This is a genomic window from Pseudomonas wenzhouensis (genome assembly GCF_021029445.1).
Classification (GTDB): Bacteria; Pseudomonadota; Gammaproteobacteria; order Pseudomonadales; family Pseudomonadaceae; genus Aquipseudomonas; species Aquipseudomonas wenzhouensis.
On record NZ_CP072610.1, the window covers coordinates 3696342 to 3713183 of the forward strand.

The 16842-nt window shown below is 62.9% G+C and carries 16 protein-coding genes; 12 read left to right on the plus strand and 4 right to left on the minus strand.

Going from position 1 to position 16842, the window contains the following annotated elements; translation table 11 throughout:
- Positions 1-141 precede the first annotated feature (141 nt).
- A complete protein-coding gene (locus J7655_RS17105; protein WP_230925462.1) occupies positions 142-1110 on the plus strand; it encodes a polyprenyl synthetase family protein in 969 nt (322 codons plus the stop codon).
- 122 nt (positions 1111-1232) lie between these two features.
- Here J7655_RS17105 and J7655_RS17110 read toward each other — a convergent pair whose 3' ends face one another.
- On the minus strand, positions 1233-1991 hold the full coding sequence (locus tag J7655_RS17110; protein WP_230925463.1) for an SDR family oxidoreductase: 759 nt from the start codon (positions 1989-1991) through the stop codon (positions 1233-1235).
- A 108-nt stretch (positions 1992-2099) separates the two neighbouring features.
- Between J7655_RS17110 and J7655_RS17115 the strand changes: the two genes are divergently transcribed.
- The 6 genes from J7655_RS17115 to J7655_RS17140 all read left to right on the plus strand — a co-directional run bounded on the left by J7655_RS17115 (position 2100) and on the right by J7655_RS17140 (position 6918).
- Positions 2100-2834 carry a HugZ family pyridoxamine 5'-phosphate oxidase gene (locus J7655_RS17115; RefSeq protein ID WP_230925464.1) on the plus strand — a complete coding sequence of 245 codons (735 nt, stop codon included), beginning with the start codon at positions 2100-2102 and terminating at the stop codon, positions 2832-2834.
- 64 nt (positions 2835-2898) lie between these two features.
- Positions 2899-3348, plus strand: a complete 450-nt coding sequence (locus J7655_RS17120) for an FxsA family protein (RefSeq protein ID WP_230925465.1) — start codon at positions 2899-2901, stop codon at positions 3346-3348.
- A 289-nt stretch (positions 3349-3637) separates the two neighbouring features.
- Positions 3638-3931, plus strand: coding sequence for a co-chaperone GroES (locus J7655_RS17125; protein ID WP_021700385.1), 294 nt, complete (start codon positions 3638-3640; stop codon positions 3929-3931).
- A gap of 48 nt (positions 3932-3979) precedes the next feature.
- Complete coding sequence (gene groL, locus J7655_RS17130; RefSeq protein WP_230925466.1) at positions 3980-5626, plus strand: chaperonin GroEL; 1647 nt, start codon at positions 3980-3982, stop codon at positions 5624-5626.
- A gap of 240 nt (positions 5627-5866) precedes the next feature.
- Entirely contained in the window at positions 5867-6556 is a 690-nt protein-coding gene (locus J7655_RS17135) for a lipopolysaccharide kinase InaA family protein (protein ID WP_230925467.1), read from the plus strand.
- 128 nt (positions 6557-6684) lie between these two features.
- Positions 6685-6918, plus strand: a complete 234-nt coding sequence (locus tag J7655_RS17140; RefSeq protein WP_230925468.1) for a hypothetical protein — start codon at positions 6685-6687, stop codon at positions 6916-6918.
- Between the two features lie 182 nt (positions 6919-7100).
- On the opposite strand, the gene J7655_RS17145 is transcribed toward J7655_RS17140, so the two are convergent.
- Together J7655_RS17145 and aptA are read right to left on the minus strand one after the other, a co-directional pair.
- Entirely contained in the window at positions 7101-8597 is a 1497-nt protein-coding gene (locus J7655_RS17145; protein WP_230925469.1) for a CoA-acylating methylmalonate-semialdehyde dehydrogenase, read from the minus strand.
- Positions 8598-8694: 97 nt separating this feature from the next.
- Positions 8695-10041 carry an omega-aminotransferase AptA gene (aptA, locus tag J7655_RS17150; RefSeq protein WP_230925470.1) on the minus strand — a complete coding sequence of 449 codons (1347 nt, stop codon included), beginning with the start codon at positions 10039-10041 and terminating at the stop codon, positions 8695-8697.
- A 164-nt stretch (positions 10042-10205) separates the two neighbouring features.
- Between aptA and J7655_RS17155 the strand changes: the two genes are divergently transcribed.
- The 4 genes from J7655_RS17155 to J7655_RS17170 all read left to right on the plus strand — a co-directional run bounded on the left by J7655_RS17155 (position 10206) and on the right by J7655_RS17170 (position 14530).
- Complete coding sequence (locus J7655_RS17155; protein WP_084340245.1) at positions 10206-11123, plus strand: LysR family transcriptional regulator; 918 nt, start codon at positions 10206-10208, stop codon at positions 11121-11123.
- A gap of 150 nt (positions 11124-11273) precedes the next feature.
- Entirely contained in the window at positions 11274-11939 is a 666-nt protein-coding gene (locus J7655_RS17160) for a TetR/AcrR family transcriptional regulator (protein ID WP_074855287.1), read from the plus strand.
- Positions 11940-11993: 54 nt separating this feature from the next.
- Entirely contained in the window at positions 11994-13874 is a 1881-nt protein-coding gene (locus J7655_RS17165; protein WP_230925471.1) for a PhoX family protein, read from the plus strand.
- A gap of 71 nt (positions 13875-13945) precedes the next feature.
- Positions 13946-14530, plus strand: coding sequence for an IMPACT family protein (locus tag J7655_RS17170; RefSeq protein WP_230925472.1), 585 nt, complete (start codon positions 13946-13948; stop codon positions 14528-14530).
- Between the two features lie 353 nt (positions 14531-14883).
- On the opposite strand, the gene J7655_RS17175 is transcribed toward J7655_RS17170, so the two are convergent.
- The gene (locus J7655_RS17175; protein ID WP_230924828.1) at positions 14884-15987 is read right to left on the minus strand and encodes an IS110 family RNA-guided transposase; all 1104 of its coding nucleotides are present in this window, start codon (positions 15985-15987) and stop codon (positions 14884-14886) included.
- A gap of 153 nt (positions 15988-16140) precedes the next feature.
- Here J7655_RS17175 and J7655_RS17180 point away from each other — a divergent pair, with 153 nt between their 5' ends.
- Complete coding sequence (locus tag J7655_RS17180; protein WP_230925473.1) at positions 16141-16824, plus strand: SDR family oxidoreductase; 684 nt, start codon at positions 16141-16143, stop codon at positions 16822-16824.
- The last annotated feature ends 18 nt before the right edge of the window (positions 16825-16842 follow it).

Here is a 16842-nt window from a genome sequence, read left to right on the forward strand (position 1 = left end):
GGGAAATGCCCAGGGGGAAGTTCAGGGTGCGCGATTGTACGCAAGCGCCGAACGCCGCGCAAGGGCCGCAAGTGCTCGCCTTGACAGCCCCCACCCCGCCACCTAGCATGCCGCGCAACCTCAAAGGAGCACCAGTCGCCGATGCAACCCCAGGCTTTCTACCGCGTGGTAGCGGACGATTTCACCGCCGTCGATGGCATCATTCGCCAACAGGTGGTTTCCCGCGTGCCGCTGGTGGAGAAGATCGGCGACTATATCATCTCCGCTGGCGGCAAGCGCCTGCGCCCATTGCTGGTGCTGCTCAGCGGTCGCGCCTTGGGTTACCAGGCAGACGATCTGCGCCTGCTGGCCGCCACCATCGAATTCCTGCACACCGCCACCCTGCTGCATGACGACGTGGTCGACATGTCCGACATGCGCCGCGGCCGCAGCACCGCCAATGCGCAGTGGGGTAACGCACCAAGCGTACTGGTGGGCGACTTCCTTTATTCACGCTCGTTCGAAATGATGGTCGAGCTCGGCTCCATGCCCGTGATGAAGATTCTCTCCCACGCCACCCGCGTGATCGCCGAAGGCGAAGTGCTGCAGCTATCCAAGGTACGCGACGCCAGCACCACCGAAGAGACCTATATGGAAGTCATCCGCGGCAAGACCGCGATGCTGTTCGAGGCCTCGACTCACGCTGCCGCCGCCCTAGCCGAAGCCAACGAGGCACAGCGCGAAGCCCTGCGTACCTTCGGCGACCATCTGGGTATCGCCTTCCAGTTGGTCGACGACCTGCTCGACTACAAGGGCGATGCAGCCGAGCTGGGCAAGAACGTCGGTGACGATCTCGCCGAAGGCAAGCCGACCCTGCCATTGATCTACACCATGCGCGAAGGCACCGAAGAACAGGCTGCCCTGGTACGCCGCGCCATTCAGAAAGGCGGCATCGAAGACCTGGAAAGCATCCGCACCGCAGTGGATGCCGCCGGCGCCCTGGAGTACACCGCACAACTCGCTCGCGATTACGCCGAACGCGCCATTGCCTGCCTGGAAGTGCTGCCGGCCGGCGAATATCGCGATGCACTGATCGAATTGAGCCGTTTCGCCGTCGCTCGTACGCATTAAGCCCAGCGGTGCGCGTGACGCACCCTAAAGTCCAAGTACAGGCCGCCGCTCGCAGGGTGTGCACTGACAGAAACAAAAACGCCCCGAACCAGTCGGGGCGTTTTTCGTTCAGGCCTGGCGGATTACAGACGCAGGCCGCCGTCCAGCTCCAGAATACGACCGGTGTAGTAGTCGTTTTCCAGGATGTAGGCCACCGAATGGGCGATCTCGGCCGGCTTGCCCATGCGCTTGAGCGGAATACCCGAAGTCATCTTCTCCAGGGCTTCCGGCTTCATGCTGCCGGTCATCTCGGTTTCGATGAAGCCCGGCGCCACGCCTGCGACGCGAATGCCGTAGCGCGCCAACTCCTTGGCCCAGACCACGGTATCGGCAGCGACGCCGGCCTTGGCGGCGGAGTAGTTGGCCTGGCCCATGTTGCCTGCCCGGGAAATGGAGGAGATATTGATGATCGCGCCTTCGTTCTTCAGCTCGATCATCTTCGCCGCCACTTCACGGGTGCAGAGGAACACGCCGGTCAGGTTGACGTCGATCACCGCCTGCCACTGCGCCAGGCTCATCTTGGTCATCTCGCCATCTTTCACGCGGATGGTCAGGCCATCACGCAGGATGCCAGCATTGTTGACCAGGCCGTTGATGGCGCCGAAGTCATCGGCCACCTGGGCAACCATATGGTTCACCTGCTCTTCATCGGCGACATTGCACAGATAGGCACGGGCGTCACCACCAGCGGCCTTGCAGGCAGCCACGGCTTCGTCGAGTTTTTCCTGGTTCAGATCGACCAGCGCCAGCTTGGCGCCCTTGGCCGCCAGGTACTCACCCATGGCGCGACCCAGCCCCTGGCAACCGCCCGTGATGATGATGACTTTGTCTTTCAGTTGCATCGCTTTATCCCCTCAAGGTGCAGCATTTACCGACCCCGCTGATGCCCGCTAACCGCTATGCTAGGGCGTCTGTCCGTTTCTGACGGATTCTTTGCGAGGAGTCATAAGGTGAGCGTGAAAGCCGGCAAGCATGCACGAGAATTGCTGCTCAAGGAATACCGTGGCGTGCTCAGCACCCACTCCAAGGCCATGCCGGGTTTCCCTTTCGGATCGGTAGTGCCCTACTGCCTGGACGCCGAAGGCCGGCCGCTGATCCTGATCAGCCGTATCGCCCAGCACACCCATAATCTCGGGCAGGACGCCAAATGTTCGCTATTGGTCGGCGAACGTGGCGCAGAGGATGTGCAGGCGGTCGGTCGCCTCACTCTGCTCGCCGAAGCACGACAGTTGCATGACGAGAGCGAAATCGAAGCGGCCGCCCAGCGTTATTACCGCTTTTTCCCCCAGTCGCGCGACTACCACCGGGCGCATGATTTCGATTTCTGGCGGTTGGAGCCGGTGCGCTGGCGTTTCATCGGCGGCTTCGGCGCCATTCACTGGCTCGACCAGGTGACCCTGGCCAATCCCTTCGCGACAGACGGTAGCGAAGCGAGCATGGTCGAGCACATGAATGAAGATCACGCCAAGGCCATCGCCCATTACGTCGAACTGGCCGGCCTGCCGCAGCACGAACCGGCGCAGATGGTCGGTGTCGACAGTGAAGGCTTTCACCTGCGCATCGGCCAGAGCCTCTACTGGCTGGCCTTTCCAACATCCTGCAACAACCCGGGGCAAGTACGCGAAGCCCTGGTAACGCTGGCTCGCGCCGAGAGCTGGCCGACCAGCGGTGCACCTTCAGCTTGAATTCAGGCCACCGCCCCATACTTAACTCCTACTGGAAGCCCACTTCCGCCAAGGACCCACTGAAATGCGCGCCTTTTTGTTTCTCTTCCTGCTGTTCCCGATCATAGAGCTGGCCCTGCTGATCAAGGTCGGCAGCGCGATTGGCGTGCTGCCCACCCTGCTGCTGATCATCGGCACCGCGATTCTCGGCAGCGTGCTGCTGCGCGTCGCCGGAGTCGCCACTGCCTGGTGCGCCCGTGAAAAACTCTCGCGTGGCGAGCTGCCCGAGCAGGAAATGCTCGAAGGCCTGCTGATTGCCGTCGGTGGTGGCCTGCTGCTGCTGCCAGGCTTCATCAGCGACATCTTCGGCGTGCTCTGCCTGTTCCCCTTCACCCGCCGCCTGCTGGTCGGCAAGATTCGTCGCCGCGCCCAGGAACAAGCCATGCGCCAGCGCGCCTTCTTCGACGACCAGGCCGCCCGCAGCGGCAAGACCAACCCCAACGTGCTCGAAGGCGAGTACGAGCGCCGCGACTGATCCATACAGCGCTGTAGGAGCCGGCTTGCCGGCGATCTCTCTTGGACTGATCGCCGGCAAGCCGGCTCCTACGCAAATCCGCCCCCTGCAGCACAAAAAATTTCACCCCCGCCCCTTGAAATACCCTTGCCCGCCCACATGTAGCAGTCACCGCAAGGTACCTGCCCGCTGAGGCAGTCCAACTTTCGCAGTACGCCCAGCGTGCCGCACCCGGCCTCGCCGGATTTTACAAACCCGCCGACCACACAGAGTCGGCAAGTTGGCCATCAATTGTTAGGAGAGATCGACAATGAAGCTTCGTCCTCTGCATGACCGCGTCGTGATCCGTCGCAGCGAAGAAGAGACCAAAACCGCAGGCGGCATCGTGCTGCCGGGTTCGGCCGCCGAAAAGCCGAACCAGGGTGAAGTCGTTGCCGTCGGTACCGGTAAGGTTCTGGATAACGGCGAAGTCCGTCCGCTGGCCGTCAAGGTCGGTGACAAGGTGGTATTCGGCCCCTACTCCGGCAGCAACACCGTCAAGGTCGACGGCGAAGACCTGCTGGTCATGGGCGAGCACGAAATCCTCGCTGTCATCGAAGCCTGATTCCCACGCATCTCCGTTTAACCTTCAAGAATTTGAGGACTGATCAAAATGGCTGCTAAAGAAGTCAAGTTTGGCGATTCCGCCCGCAAGAAAATGCTCGTTGGCGTCAACGTACTGGCCGACGCCGTCAAAGCCACCCTCGGCCCGAAAGGTCGTAACGTGGTGCTGGCCAAATCCTTCGGCGCCCCGACCATCACCAAAGACGGTGTGTCGGTTGCCAAGGAAATCGAACTGAAAGACGCCTTCGAAAACATGGGCGCCCAACTGGTCAAAGACGTTGCCTCCAAGGCCAACGACGCTGCCGGTGACGGCACCACCACCGCCACCGTTCTGGCTCAAGCCATCGTCAACGAAGGCCTGAAGTCCGTCGCTGCCGGCATGAACCCGATGGACCTGAAGCGCGGCATCGACAAGGCCACCGCGGCCATCGTTGCTCAACTGAAAGATCTGGCCAAGCCGTGCACCGACTCCAAGGCCATCGCCCAGGTCGGCACCATTTCCGCCAACTCCGACAACTCCATCGGTGACATCATCGCCGAAGCGATGAACAAGGTCGGCAAGGAAGGCGTCATCACCGTTGAAGAAGGCTCGGGCCTGGAAAACGAACTGTCCGTCGTAGAAGGCATGCAGTTCGACCGTGGCTACCTGTCCCCCTACTTCATCAACAAGCCGGACACCATGGTGGCCGAACTGGACGGCCCGCTGCTGCTGCTGGTCGACAAGAAGATCAGCAACATCCGCGAACTGCTGCCGGTTCTGGAAGCCGTTGCCAAGGCTGGCCGTCCGCTGCTGATCGTGGCTGAAGACGTCGAAGGCGAAGCCCTGGCTACCCTGGTCGTCAACAACATGCGCGGCATCGTCAAAGTCGCAGCCGTCAAGGCTCCGGGCTTCGGCGACCGTCGCAAGGCCATGCTGCAGGACATCGCCATCCTGACCGGCGGCACCGTGATCTCCGAAGAAGTTGGCCTGTCCCTGGAAAGCGCCACTCTGGAGCACCTGGGTAACGCCAAGCGCGTCGTCCTGAACAAGGACAACACCACCATCATCGATGGTGCTGGCGCTCAGGTCGACATCGAAGCCCGCGTTGCACAGATCCGCAAGCAGGTCGAAGAAACCTCTTCCGACTACGACAAAGAGAAGCTGCAAGAGCGTCTGGCCAAACTGGCCGGCGGTGTTGCCGTGATCAAGGTTGGCGCTGCCACCGAAGTCGAGATGAAAGAGAAGAAAGCCCGCGTTGAAGACGCCCTGCACGCCACCCGCGCCGCAGTGGAAGAAGGCGTGGTGCCTGGCGGTGGCGTTGCTCTGGTTCGCGCCCTGCAGGCCATCGACGGCCTGAAAGGCGACAACGAAGAACAAAACGTTGGTATCGCGCTGCTGCGTCGCGCTGTCGAAGCGCCGCTGCGTCAGATCGTCTCCAACGCCGGCGGCGAGCCGAGCGTCGTGGTCGACAAGGTCAAGCAGGGTTCGGGCAACTTCGGCTTCAACGCCGCGACCGACACCTACGGCGACATGATCGAGATGGGTATTCTCGACCCGGCCAAGGTGACCCGTTCGGCCCTGCAAGCTGCTGCCTCCATCGGCGGCCTGATGATCACCACCGAGGCCATGGTGGCCGACGCGGCTGACGACAAGGCTCCGGCCATGCCTGATATGGGCGGCATGGGCGGCATGGGTGGAATGGGCGGCATGATGTAAGCCGACCGGCTCCCTCGCTGTACCCAGAACCCCGCGCTCGTCGCGGGGTTTTTTATGCGCGCCGTTCAGTGAAACCGTCATGTCGCCGTATCGGCTAATGGTCTAAAGCCAGCATGGACAGCAGCGCCCGATACAGGCATCGTGCTGGCTTATTTTTTGTTACAACTCCGAAGGTCAGAATGCCATTTTGGTAGTTGAACCTCTGGCGCCTCCTGAAAATAAGCATAAGAAGAGCAAAAAATGCCCCTTGATAGCGCGAACGATATTCCACAGCAGGCCTTCCAGCACTGGTGGCAACGACAAGGCGACTGGGTCGAACCCCCAAACGCACGGCGCGGCGGCGAAAGCGGCGTGCAGCGCTTGCTCGATCACAGTGGCGTGCTCTACGCCAAACGCCAGATCGGCCATATCTACCGTAGCCTGCTGCACCCCGGAGGCCGCCCGACGGTATTACGCGAACGCAATGCACTGCAGGCTCTCGATGCACTCGGCGTCTCCGTGCCACATCTCGTCTACTGCGGCGTGGAGCATGATCCGCAACAGGGCTGGCGCGGGCTGCTGGTAACCGAAGCCCTGCAGGGCTTCGAGGATATCGAACACTGGTATGCCCAGGGTGGACGCCAGCTCTGCGGTGAGGCGGCGCATGCCAGGCTGCTACAGAAAATCGGCACAACCCTGGCGCGTATGCACCGGGGGCGCTGGCAGCATGGCTGTCTGTATGCCAAGCACATCTTCGTCAAGCTGAGCGATGGTGAACCCCAGGTAGCCCTGCTCGATCTGGAAAAAAGCCGTCGGCGCTGGAGTAGCCGGCGCGCGGCACGCCACGACTTGCGCCAACTACGTCGGCACAGCCCGTGGAGCGATAGCGACTGGGCACAGATACTGACGGGCTATGCACACATATTCCCCGGCGGCCCGGACAAGCTCTGAAACGTACACAGGCATCTGCGGCGCTCGGCTCATCAAAGCGTAACCATTCGTCAGGAAACTCTTGAGCTTGATCCGCTTCGACTAGGGTTATCCAAACACGTCGCCAGCACTTTCAAAGGCTTAGCAAGATGAAACTAGAAATCGCTAGAGGTTTATTCCTCGTCGCGGCCTTGGGCCTGACAGCTGTCGCTGCAGCCGCCTGGGAGCAGCCCGGCCCACGGGTACTGGAGAGCCGTAATTGCGGCATGACGCCCTGCCCCATCGTGCCGGTACGTAAACAGGCACAACCAGAAATAGAGCCTGACGCCAACCTGCTGCTGTTCATGCTTGGTCTGCGCACGGCCATGAAAGGCGAGCAATAAGGTACTGCCTGCCCGGACTGTGCTCCGGGCCGACAAAGGGTTCGGGGACTCGTCAATTGATCGTCGCCATGCTCCGGCCGTAGCGACAAGCGCACCCACCCAGAGCGCGGGTGCGATCGAATACGCCAGCAACGAAAAAGGCCGGTCTTGCGACCGGCCTTTGGTTTACCACTTGCGCTCACTCAACCATTGCTGGGGAAGGCGAACTGCGCCGCTTCGTGGCTCTTGCGTGCCGGCCAACGCTGGGTGATAGCCTTCTTACGGGTGTAGAAGCGCACACCATCCGGGCCGTAGGCATGTAGGTCGCCGAACAACGAGCGCTTCCAGCCGCCGAAGCTGTGGTAGCTCACCGGCACCGGCAGCGGCACGTTGACGCCGACCATGCCCACTTCGATCTCATCGCAGAACAGGCGCGCGGCTTCGCCATCGCGGGTGAAGATGCAGGTGCCGTTGCCGTACTCGTGATCGTTGATCAGCTGCATGGCTTGTTCCAGGCTGCCGACGCGGACGATGCACAGCACCGGGCCGAAGATTTCGTCGGTGTAGATGGTCATCTCCGGGGAGACCTGGTCGAACAGGGTGCCGCCGACGAAGAAGCCGTTTTCATTGCCTGGTACGACCAAGTCGCGACCGTCGACCACCAGCTTGGCGCCCTGCGCCACGCCGGCGTCGATGTAGCCCTTGACCTTGTCACGCGCCGCAGCGGTGACCAGCGGGCCCATGTCCAAGCCACAGGAGGTGCCGGCACCGATTTTCAGCGCCTGGATCTGCGGAACGATTTTCTCCACCAGCGCATCGGCGATCTGGTCGCCCACGCACACGGCCACCGAGATGGCCATGCAGCGCTCGCCGCAGGAGCCGTAGGCAGCGCCCATCAGCGCGCTGACGGCGTTGTCCAGGTCGGCATCGGGCATCAGCACGGCATGGTTCTTGGCGCCGCCGAGAGCCTGCACGCGTTTGCCGCGCTTGGTGCCTTCGCTGTAGATGTACTCGGCAATCGGCGTTGAGCCGACGAAGCTCAGGGCTTTGACCTCAGGCGCTTCGATCAGGCCGTCGACCGCGTCCTTGTCGCCATTGACCACGTTGAGCACGCCCTTGGGCAGGCCGGCCTGTTGCAGCAGCTCGGCGATGAACAGGGTGGAACTCGGGTCACGCTCGGACGGCTTCAAGATGAAGCAGTTGCCGCAGACGATGGCCAGCGGGTACATCCACAGCGGCACCATGGCCGGGAAGTTGAACGGGGTGATGCCGGCGACCACGCCGACCGGCTGCAGGTCGGTCCAGGCGTCGATGTTCGGGCCGACGTTGCGGCTGTATTCGCCCTTGAGGATTTCCGGGGCGGCGCAGGCGAACTCGACGTTCTCGATGCCGCGCTTGAGTTCGCCGACGGCGTCTTCGAGGGTCTTGCCGTGCTCGGCGCTGATCAGCGCGGCGATTTCGTTCTCGTGCTGCTCCAGCAGTTGCTTGAAGCGGAACATGATCTGCGCGCGCTTGGCCGGCGGGGTGTTGCGCCAGGCCGGGAAAGCCGCCTTGGCGGCGTCGATGGCCAGTTGCAGGGTGGCGCGGTCGGCCAGGCCGACGGCGCTGGTGGAGTCGCCGGTGGACGGGTTGAATACCGCAGCGGTGCGGCCGGTACCGGCAACGCGTTCGCCGTTGATCAAGTGCGGGATGTGGCTCATGGGTAGCTCCTGAACGTAATGCATGTGGTAGGAGTCGGCTTGCCGGCGATCTTTTTTAATCGCCCGCAAGCGGGCTCCTACAGGAATGGGGGCGCGATCAATCCAGTTTGTTCAATACGTCACCGACGGCGTTGAACACGCGGTCGAGGTCTTCCATCCTGGCGTTGAAGGTCGGGCCGAACTGGATGGTGTCGCCGCCGAAACGCACGTAGAAACCAGCCTTCCACAGCGCCACACCAGCCTCGAACGGGCGTACCACGGCGTCGCCGTCACGCGGGGCGATTTGCAACGCGCCAGCCAGGCCGCAGTTGCGGATGTCGACCACATGCTTGGTGCCCTTGAGGCCATGCAGGGCAGCCTCGAACTTCGGCGCCAGCTCGGCGGACTGCTGGATCAGATTCTCGCGCTTGAGCAGCTCCAGCGTGGCCAGGCCGGCGGCACAGGCAACCGGGTGCGCCGAGTAGGTATAGCCGTGAGTGAACTCGATCATGTGCTCCGGCGACGGCTGCTGCATGAAAGTGGTGTAGATCTCACTGCTGGCCACCACCGCACCGAGCGGGATGGCGCCGTTGGTGATCTGCTTGGCGACGTTCATCAGGTCCGGGGTGACGCCGAAGAACTCCGCACCACTCCACTTGCCCATGCGGCCAAAGCCGGTGATCACTTCATCGAAGATCAGCAGGATGTTGTGCTGCGTGCAGATTTCGCGCAGGCGCTGCAGGTAGCCCACCGGCGGCACGATGGCGCCCGCCGAGCCGGACATCGGTTCGACGATGACGGCGGCGATGTTGGAGGCGTCGTGCAGTTCGATCAGCTTGAGCAGCTCGTTGGCCAGCTCCACGCCGCCGGTTTCGGCCATGCCCTTGGTGAAGGCCAGGTGCGGCTGAAGGGTGTGCGGCAGGTGGTCGGCGTCCATGAACTGACCGTACATCTTGCGGTTGCCGCCGATGCCGCCGAGCGAGGTGCCGGCGATGTTGACGCCGTGGTAACCACGGGCGCGGCCAATGAACTTGGTCTTGGCCGGCTGGCCTTTCAGGCGCCAGTAGGCCTTGGCCATTTTCACCGCGGTGTCGGCGCACTCGGAGCCGGAGCCGGTGAAGAACACATGGTTCAGCTCGCCCGGCATCAGGTCAGCGATCTGTTCGGCCAGCTTGAACGACAGCGCATGGCCGTGCTGGAAGCCGGGCGAGTAGTCGAGGGTGCCGAGTTGCTTGGCCACGGCTTCCTGGATTTCCTTGCGCGAGTGGCCGGCGCCGCAGGTCCACAGGCCGGACAGGCTGTCGTAGATCTTGCGGCCCTGATCATCGATCAGCCAGTTGCCTTCGGCCGCCACGATCAAACGCGGGTCACGCTGGAAGGCGCGGTTGGCGGAGAACGGCATCCAGTGCGCATCCAGCTTGAGCTGGCTGGCCAGGGACGGGGTTGCGGTCTGCGGCATGTTCATCGGGGTGGCCTCACTCGGGCAGGCAATCGGATGTAGGAGCACGCTTGCGGGCGATGATCGCCGGCAAGCCGGCTCCTACAGGGTAGTTGCCAGCCAAGGTGCCACGGGCATAGAGTCAGTAAAACAGCACTCTTCTTATCTTCAGTTCAAGGCTTACTAAACTAATGAGCAGCCGTCGCCCCGATCCGCTGGCACAGGTCAGCGACTTTGAAATCCGCCTGCTCAAGCTGTTTCGCAGCGTGGTCGAATGCGGCGGCTTTTCTGCGGCCGAAAGTGCCCTGGGCATAGGCCGCTCGGCTATCAGCCAGCAGATGAGCGATCTGGAGCAGCGCCTCGGCCTGCGCCTGTGCCAACGTGGCCGCGCCGGCTTCGCCCTCACCGAGGAAGGCCGCGAGGTGTACCAGAGCACCCTGCAGCTGCTGGCGGCGCTGGAGAGCTTTCGCACCGAGGTCAATGGCCTGCACCAGCACCTGCGCGGTGAGCTGAACATCGGCCTGACCGATAACCTGGTGACCATCCCGCACATGCGCATCACCAACGCCCTGGCGCGGCTCAAGGTACAGGGGCCGGATGTGCGCATTCACATCCGTATGACGCCGCCTTCTGAGGTGGAACAGGGCGTGCTCGATGGCCGCCTGCACATCGGCGTGGTGCCGCAGGTCGGCGCCCTCTCCGGCCTGGAGTATCAGCCGCTGTATGACGAGCGCTCGCTGCTGTACTGCGCGGTCGGTCACCCATTGTTCTATGTCGACGACCAACAGCTCGAAGACGACAGGCTCAACGCCCAGGAAGCCATCGCGCCGACCTTCCGCGTACCATCCGAGGTGCAGAGCCACTACCAGGCACTGAACTGCACGGCCAGCGCTTCGGATCGCGAAGGCATGGCCTTTCTCATCCTCACCGGACGTTACATCGGCTACCTGCCGGATCATTACGCCCAGGCCTGGGTGCAGCAGGGGCGCTTGCGCGCGCTCAAGGCCAGCAGCCGCTACTACGACATCAACCTGGCAGCGGTCACGCGCAAAGGACGGCGTGCCCATCTGGTACTGGAGAGTTTTCTCGAAGCACTGGCCGATGGCTGAGTGCCAGATGCCGGAAAAGCCCCCACACAGCCGCCTCTCGGGGCAATTGAGCCCTGCCCCAGCGTTTTTCCACGTAGCGCACTTGTCACCCAGGCAATGCTGGGGTATCAGTGCAGGCGCGCCGCTCCCCGATCAGCATGGAATTGCTCTATGACCTTCGAAGTACCCGCCCATCACACCAGCGACAAACCTGCCGGGCGCATTCGCCAGAAGAATGAAGAAGCCATCATCAAGGCCGCCGAGGAAGAGTTCGCCCGCCATGGTTTCAAGGGCACCAGCATGAACACCATCGCGCAGAACGTCGGCCTGCCCAAGGCCAACCTGCACTACTACTTCAACAATAAGCTGGGCCTGTACCTGGCGGTGCTGAGCAATATCCTCGAACTGTGGGACAGCACCTTCAACACCCTGAGCGTCGATGATGATCCGGCCGAGGCGCTGGAGCGCTACATCCGCGCCAAGATGGAGTTTTCCCGGCGCCAGCCGAAGGCTTCGCGCATCTTCGCCATGGAAGTGATCAGCGGCGGCGACTGCCTGTCGCAGTATTTCAACCAGCACTACCTGGACTGGTTCCGTGGCCGCGCTGCCGTGTTCGAGGCCTGGATCGCCGCCGGCAAGATGGATCCGGTCGACCCCATGCACCTGATCTTCCTGCTCTGGGGCAGCACCCAGCACTACGCCGACTTCGCCTCGCAAATCTGCCGCGTCAAGCAGTGTTCACGCCTGACCAAGCAGGACTTCGAGGAGGCCGCCGATCAACTGGTGCAGATCATCCTCAAGGGCTGCGGCCTGACGCCCGTCAACAAAGCTTCATAGATTCGTCACATCCGCGCACTAGGCTGCCCTCCATTTCTGGAGGAGACATGCCTGATGGACAACCACGATCTGACTGACCTGCAGCGCCTGGTACTTAGCCGCCGCCGCTTCATCGGCACCGGCGCCCTGGCCGGTGCTGCCCTGTTCCTGGCGGGCAGCCCGCTGGGCCGCACGTCACTGGCCAACGCCATCAGTGCCAGGCCGCTGCTGGGCTTCGACAACATTGCCGCCAGCACCGCAGACACCATCACCCTGCCGCCGGGCTATCGCTTCGACGTGCTGATCAGCTGGGGCCAGCCGCTGCACCAGGACTCCGCAGCCTATCGTGGCGACGGCAGCAACAGCGCCGAGGAGCAGCTTGGCCAGTTCGGCGAGAACAACGACGGCATGAGCTTCTTCCCCTGGCCGGGCGATGCCAACCGCGCGCTGATGGCGATCAACAACGAATACTGCAATTACCCTTACCTGCTGGCACACGGCAAGCCGCCGCAGTCACTGGCAGACGTGCGCAAGGCGCAGGCTGCCGTGGGTGTCACCGTCATCGAGGTCAAGCGCGATGCGGACGGCGCCTGGCAGTTCGTCCAGGGCTCGGCGTACAACCGCCGCATCCACGCCAACCTGCCCATGGAAATCAGTGGCCCGGCGCGCGGCCACGCGTCGATGAAGACCGCCGCTGATCCGGCCGGTATCGAAGTGCTCGGCACCTTCCAGAACTGCGCCAACGGCATGACGCCCTGGGGCACTTACCTGACCTGCGAAGAGAACTTCAGCGACTGCTTCGGCAGCACCGACGCCGCGCTGCAACTGACGCCTGCGCAAAAGCGCTACAGCGTCAAACTCGAAGGTGCCAGCGACAACCGCTGGCACCTGTTCGATGAGCGCTTCGATATCGCCCGCACCCCCAACGAGCTGAACCGCCACGGCTGGGTCACCGAAATCGATCCCTTCGATCCCGCATCCAAGCCGATCAAACGCACCGCGCTGGGCCGCTTCAAGCACGAGAATGCGGCCATCACCCTCAGCCGCGATGGCCGTGTGGTGGTGTACATGGGCGATGATGAGCGCGGTGAGTTCATCTACAAATTCGTCAGCCGCGACCGCCTCGACAAGAACAACCCCAAGGCCAACCGTCACCTGCTCGATCATGGCGACCTGTACGTTGCCCAGCTGGATGCAGACGCGCAGCAGCCGCGTGGCTCCGGCCGCTGGATCAAACTGAGCTTCGGCCACAATGGCCTGACCCCGGAAAACGGCTTCAGCGACCAGGGCGATGTGCTGATTCGCGCCCGCGCTGCCGGCAGCCATGTGGGCGCAACCCGCATGGACCGCCCGGAATGGATCGCCGTCAGCCCACAGGACGGCCAGGTCTACTGCACCCTGACCAACAATGTGCAGCGTGGCAGCGAAGGTCAGCCGGTGGACGGCGCCAACCCGCGCGCCAACAACCTCTACGGGCAGATACTGCGCTGGCGCGAAGCGGCTGACGACGCCGCCGCCGAACGTTTTGACTGGGATCTGTTCGTAGTCGCCGGCAACCCGGTGGTGCATCCCGGCAGCGCCAACGCCGGGTCGGCCAACGTCAACGCCGACAACATGTTCAACAGCCCGGACGGGTTGGCCTTCGACCAGGATGGCCGGTTGTGGATCCAGACGGACGGCAACTATGGCAATAGCGGCGACTTCGCCGGCATGGGCAACAACCAGATGCTCTGCGCCGACCCGGTCAGCGGTGAGATTCGTCGCTTCCTGGTCGGCCCCAGGGGCTGCGAGATTACCGGTGTGGCCTTCAGCCCGGATCACCGCGCGCTGTTCATCGGCGTGCAGCATCCGGGTGAAGGCGGCGACTCGAGCTTCCCCGACCATCAGCCGGGCATGCGCCCACGCTCCTCGGTGGTGGTAGTTCGCCGTGACGATGGCGGCGTGATCGGCGCCTGAACCCGCGCTGCATGAAATGACGCCCGCCAGGCTTATACTGGCGGGCGTTTTCGTTTGCAGACCCGCATGCCATGCCCACTACCCTGCTCGGCCCTTGCGAGTACCGCGAGGAAATCCGCAAGAGCCGCTTCCTCGCCCTCGCCGCACCAGTCAGCAGCGCAGCCGAGGCGCAAGCCTTCATCGACAGTCACAGCGACCTGGCGGCCTCGCACAACTGCTGGGCGTGGAAGGTCGGCAATCAGTACCGTTTCAATGATGACGGCGAACCCGGCGGCACCGCTGGGCGGCCCATCCTCGCCGCCATCGAAGGGCAGGACTGTGACCAGGTGGTGGTGCTGGTGATCCGCTGGTACGGCGGCATCCAGCTCGGCACCGGCGGCCTGGCCCGCGCCTACGGCGGCAGCGCCGCCAAATGCCTGCAGGCCGGCGAGCGCCGCGAACTGATCGTGCGCCAGGCCTTCACCTGCCATTTGCAGTTCGCCGAACTATCGCTGTTCAAGGCACGCCTGAACGACTTCGACAGCCTGATCGAAGGCGAAGACTACGACGCCACCGGCGCCCATCTGCACCTGGCCGTGGCGCCAGCCGAGCGTGTGGCGCTGGAACGGCTGCTGGGCGATATCAGCCGGGGCCGCGAGCGCCTGAGGTCGCCATGAAACGCACGATCATTGCCCTGCTACTAATGTAGGAGCGGCGCCCCGCCGCGAATCGTGGCGGGATGCACTCGAAAAGCTTCGCCCCGAGGCGGGGCTCCTATGTATGGACTCGCCCCCACTGTCAAACCTGCTTTTCAACACTGCTACCCGGCTGCATCTATGTATCAGGCCTATTCGAGGAAGCTGTCATCAGCTTCTGGCCAACATTGTGTGAGCTTGCGGTATGCCTATTACATTCAGACCTCGAAGGCCAGTAGGAGCCAAGGCATCAATCCGCAACGGTCTTACCTGGGGTCAATGTTTTCTAGCAGAGGTTGGAGCGACTTCGCGCCCCGGTGGCAGAACTCGGTGGATCAGTGACTCATTTCCGCCTGCCTGTCATTAACTGGCTGGCGTTGATAAGTCTGTTCATTCTGTAGCAGCACCCAGGCGATCCGTAGGTTGCGGTTGGCTAACCTCACCGCCGCCTCTTTGCGCCCCAGGCGACTCAGCCAGCCCAGCAAGCGGCGATCATCCGGTTGCTGCGAATCAGGCCGTAGTTGTCGGAGGACCGCATGCGCGCCCTGGATCATCAGGCTGCGCATGTAGCCATCGCCTCGCTTGCTCATCTTGCCCAGGCGGATCTTTTCTCCGCTGCTGTGCTGATCAGGCACCATGCCGAAGTAAGCCGCATATAAGCGGGCATTGGCGAAACGTTCAGGTTCGGTTTGCTTGGCCAGCAGCGCGGTGGCGATGATCGGGCCGACTCCGCGCACCGTCATCAGTCGTTTCGCGGTCTTGTCCGCGTTCGCAGCAGCTTCCAAGCGCCCGCTCAAGACGTTGATGCGTTCGCCCAATTGCCGCCATTCACCCAGCAATTCGTCGATCAACTCCCGCAGTATCTCCGGCAGTGGCTGCGTTGCATCTTCCAGCACCCTCGGTATCACGTGGCTGATAGCCGCATCGCCTTGCGCCAGAGCCACGCCGTGCTCCAGCAGCAAACCGCGCATCTGATTACTCATCGCCGTACGCCGACGCACATAACCCTGCCGAGCGCGATGCAGCGCCTGCATGGCCAGCGAGGCAGCGCTTTTGATGGGCACGGCTGAAATCTTGCTATCGCGACCGGCGCGCAAGATCGACAGGGCATCGTTACGATCATTCTTCGCACCGCTGCGGTGACCCTCGACGAGACGAGCCGGAAGAATCCGCGCCAGGTTGCCTTGCCCCTGTAGCTGCCGTGCCCACGCCTGAGCACCTGGGCCAGTTTCAACCAGCACGACGACACTCGGCGGCAACTTGCACAGAAACTCGTAGAACGCCTCACGCGACTTGATCCGCGCCTCGTAACGCACCTGACCAAGAACGTCTTCTCCCGCCACCTGAAAGACCCGCTTGGCAAGATCGACTGCCACTGTCGTGCAGGCCGATAGATCGTTTAAGGCCTGGGATTGATTAGTTGCTGTATGCTTTTTCATTGACTCGCCCTCGCTGCCGTTGGCTTCTTAGACTGCCACCGTGGCGCATTGACGCCTCGGCGTGGGCGAGTCCATGTAATTACAGCCGTGCCGGGCTTATCGGATCGACATTCGCTATGCTGCCCACCTCTGTAAACCTTCATGGAGCCTGATATGACTGCGCCCCGTTCCATTCTGATCATCGGTGCCTCACGCGGCCTCGGCCTTGGCCTGGCCAAAGCATTCGTCGCCCAGGGCTGGACGGTGACCGCCACCGTACGCAGCGCCGCGCAACAAGCCCCCCGGCAAGAGCTCGGCGTGCAGGTCGAGTCACTGGAAATGACCGATCCGGCCAGCCTCGAACAGCTGGCCGGACGCCTGAGCGGACAACGCTTCGACGTCATCTTCGTCAACGCCGGCGTGGCCGGCCCCGACCACCACAGCACCGCCCAGGCCAGCGCCGAGGAAATGGGCCAGCTGTTCCTGACCAACGCCGTCGCGCCGCTGCGCGTGGCCGAGCGCCTGCTGCCGAACCTGGCCGCCGAGCACGGGCTGATCGTGTTCATGAGCTCGATCCTGGGCAGCATCGAAACCGGCGCCGGCATGGGCATGCCGCTGTACGGCGCCAGCAAGGCTGCGCTCAACCACCTCGTGCAGTGCTTCGTGCGCACTCAGGACAACCCAAAACTCGGCGTAGTGCTGATGCATCCGGGCTGGGTACGCACCGACATGGGTGGCGCCGACGCCCCGCTGGATATCGACAGCAGTTGCAAGGGCATGGTCGAACAGGTCAGCGCCGCCGTCGGCCAACCCGGGCTGCGTTATCTCGACTACCAGGGCAATCCACTGCCCTGGTGAGTGCCATGCGCGCGCGGC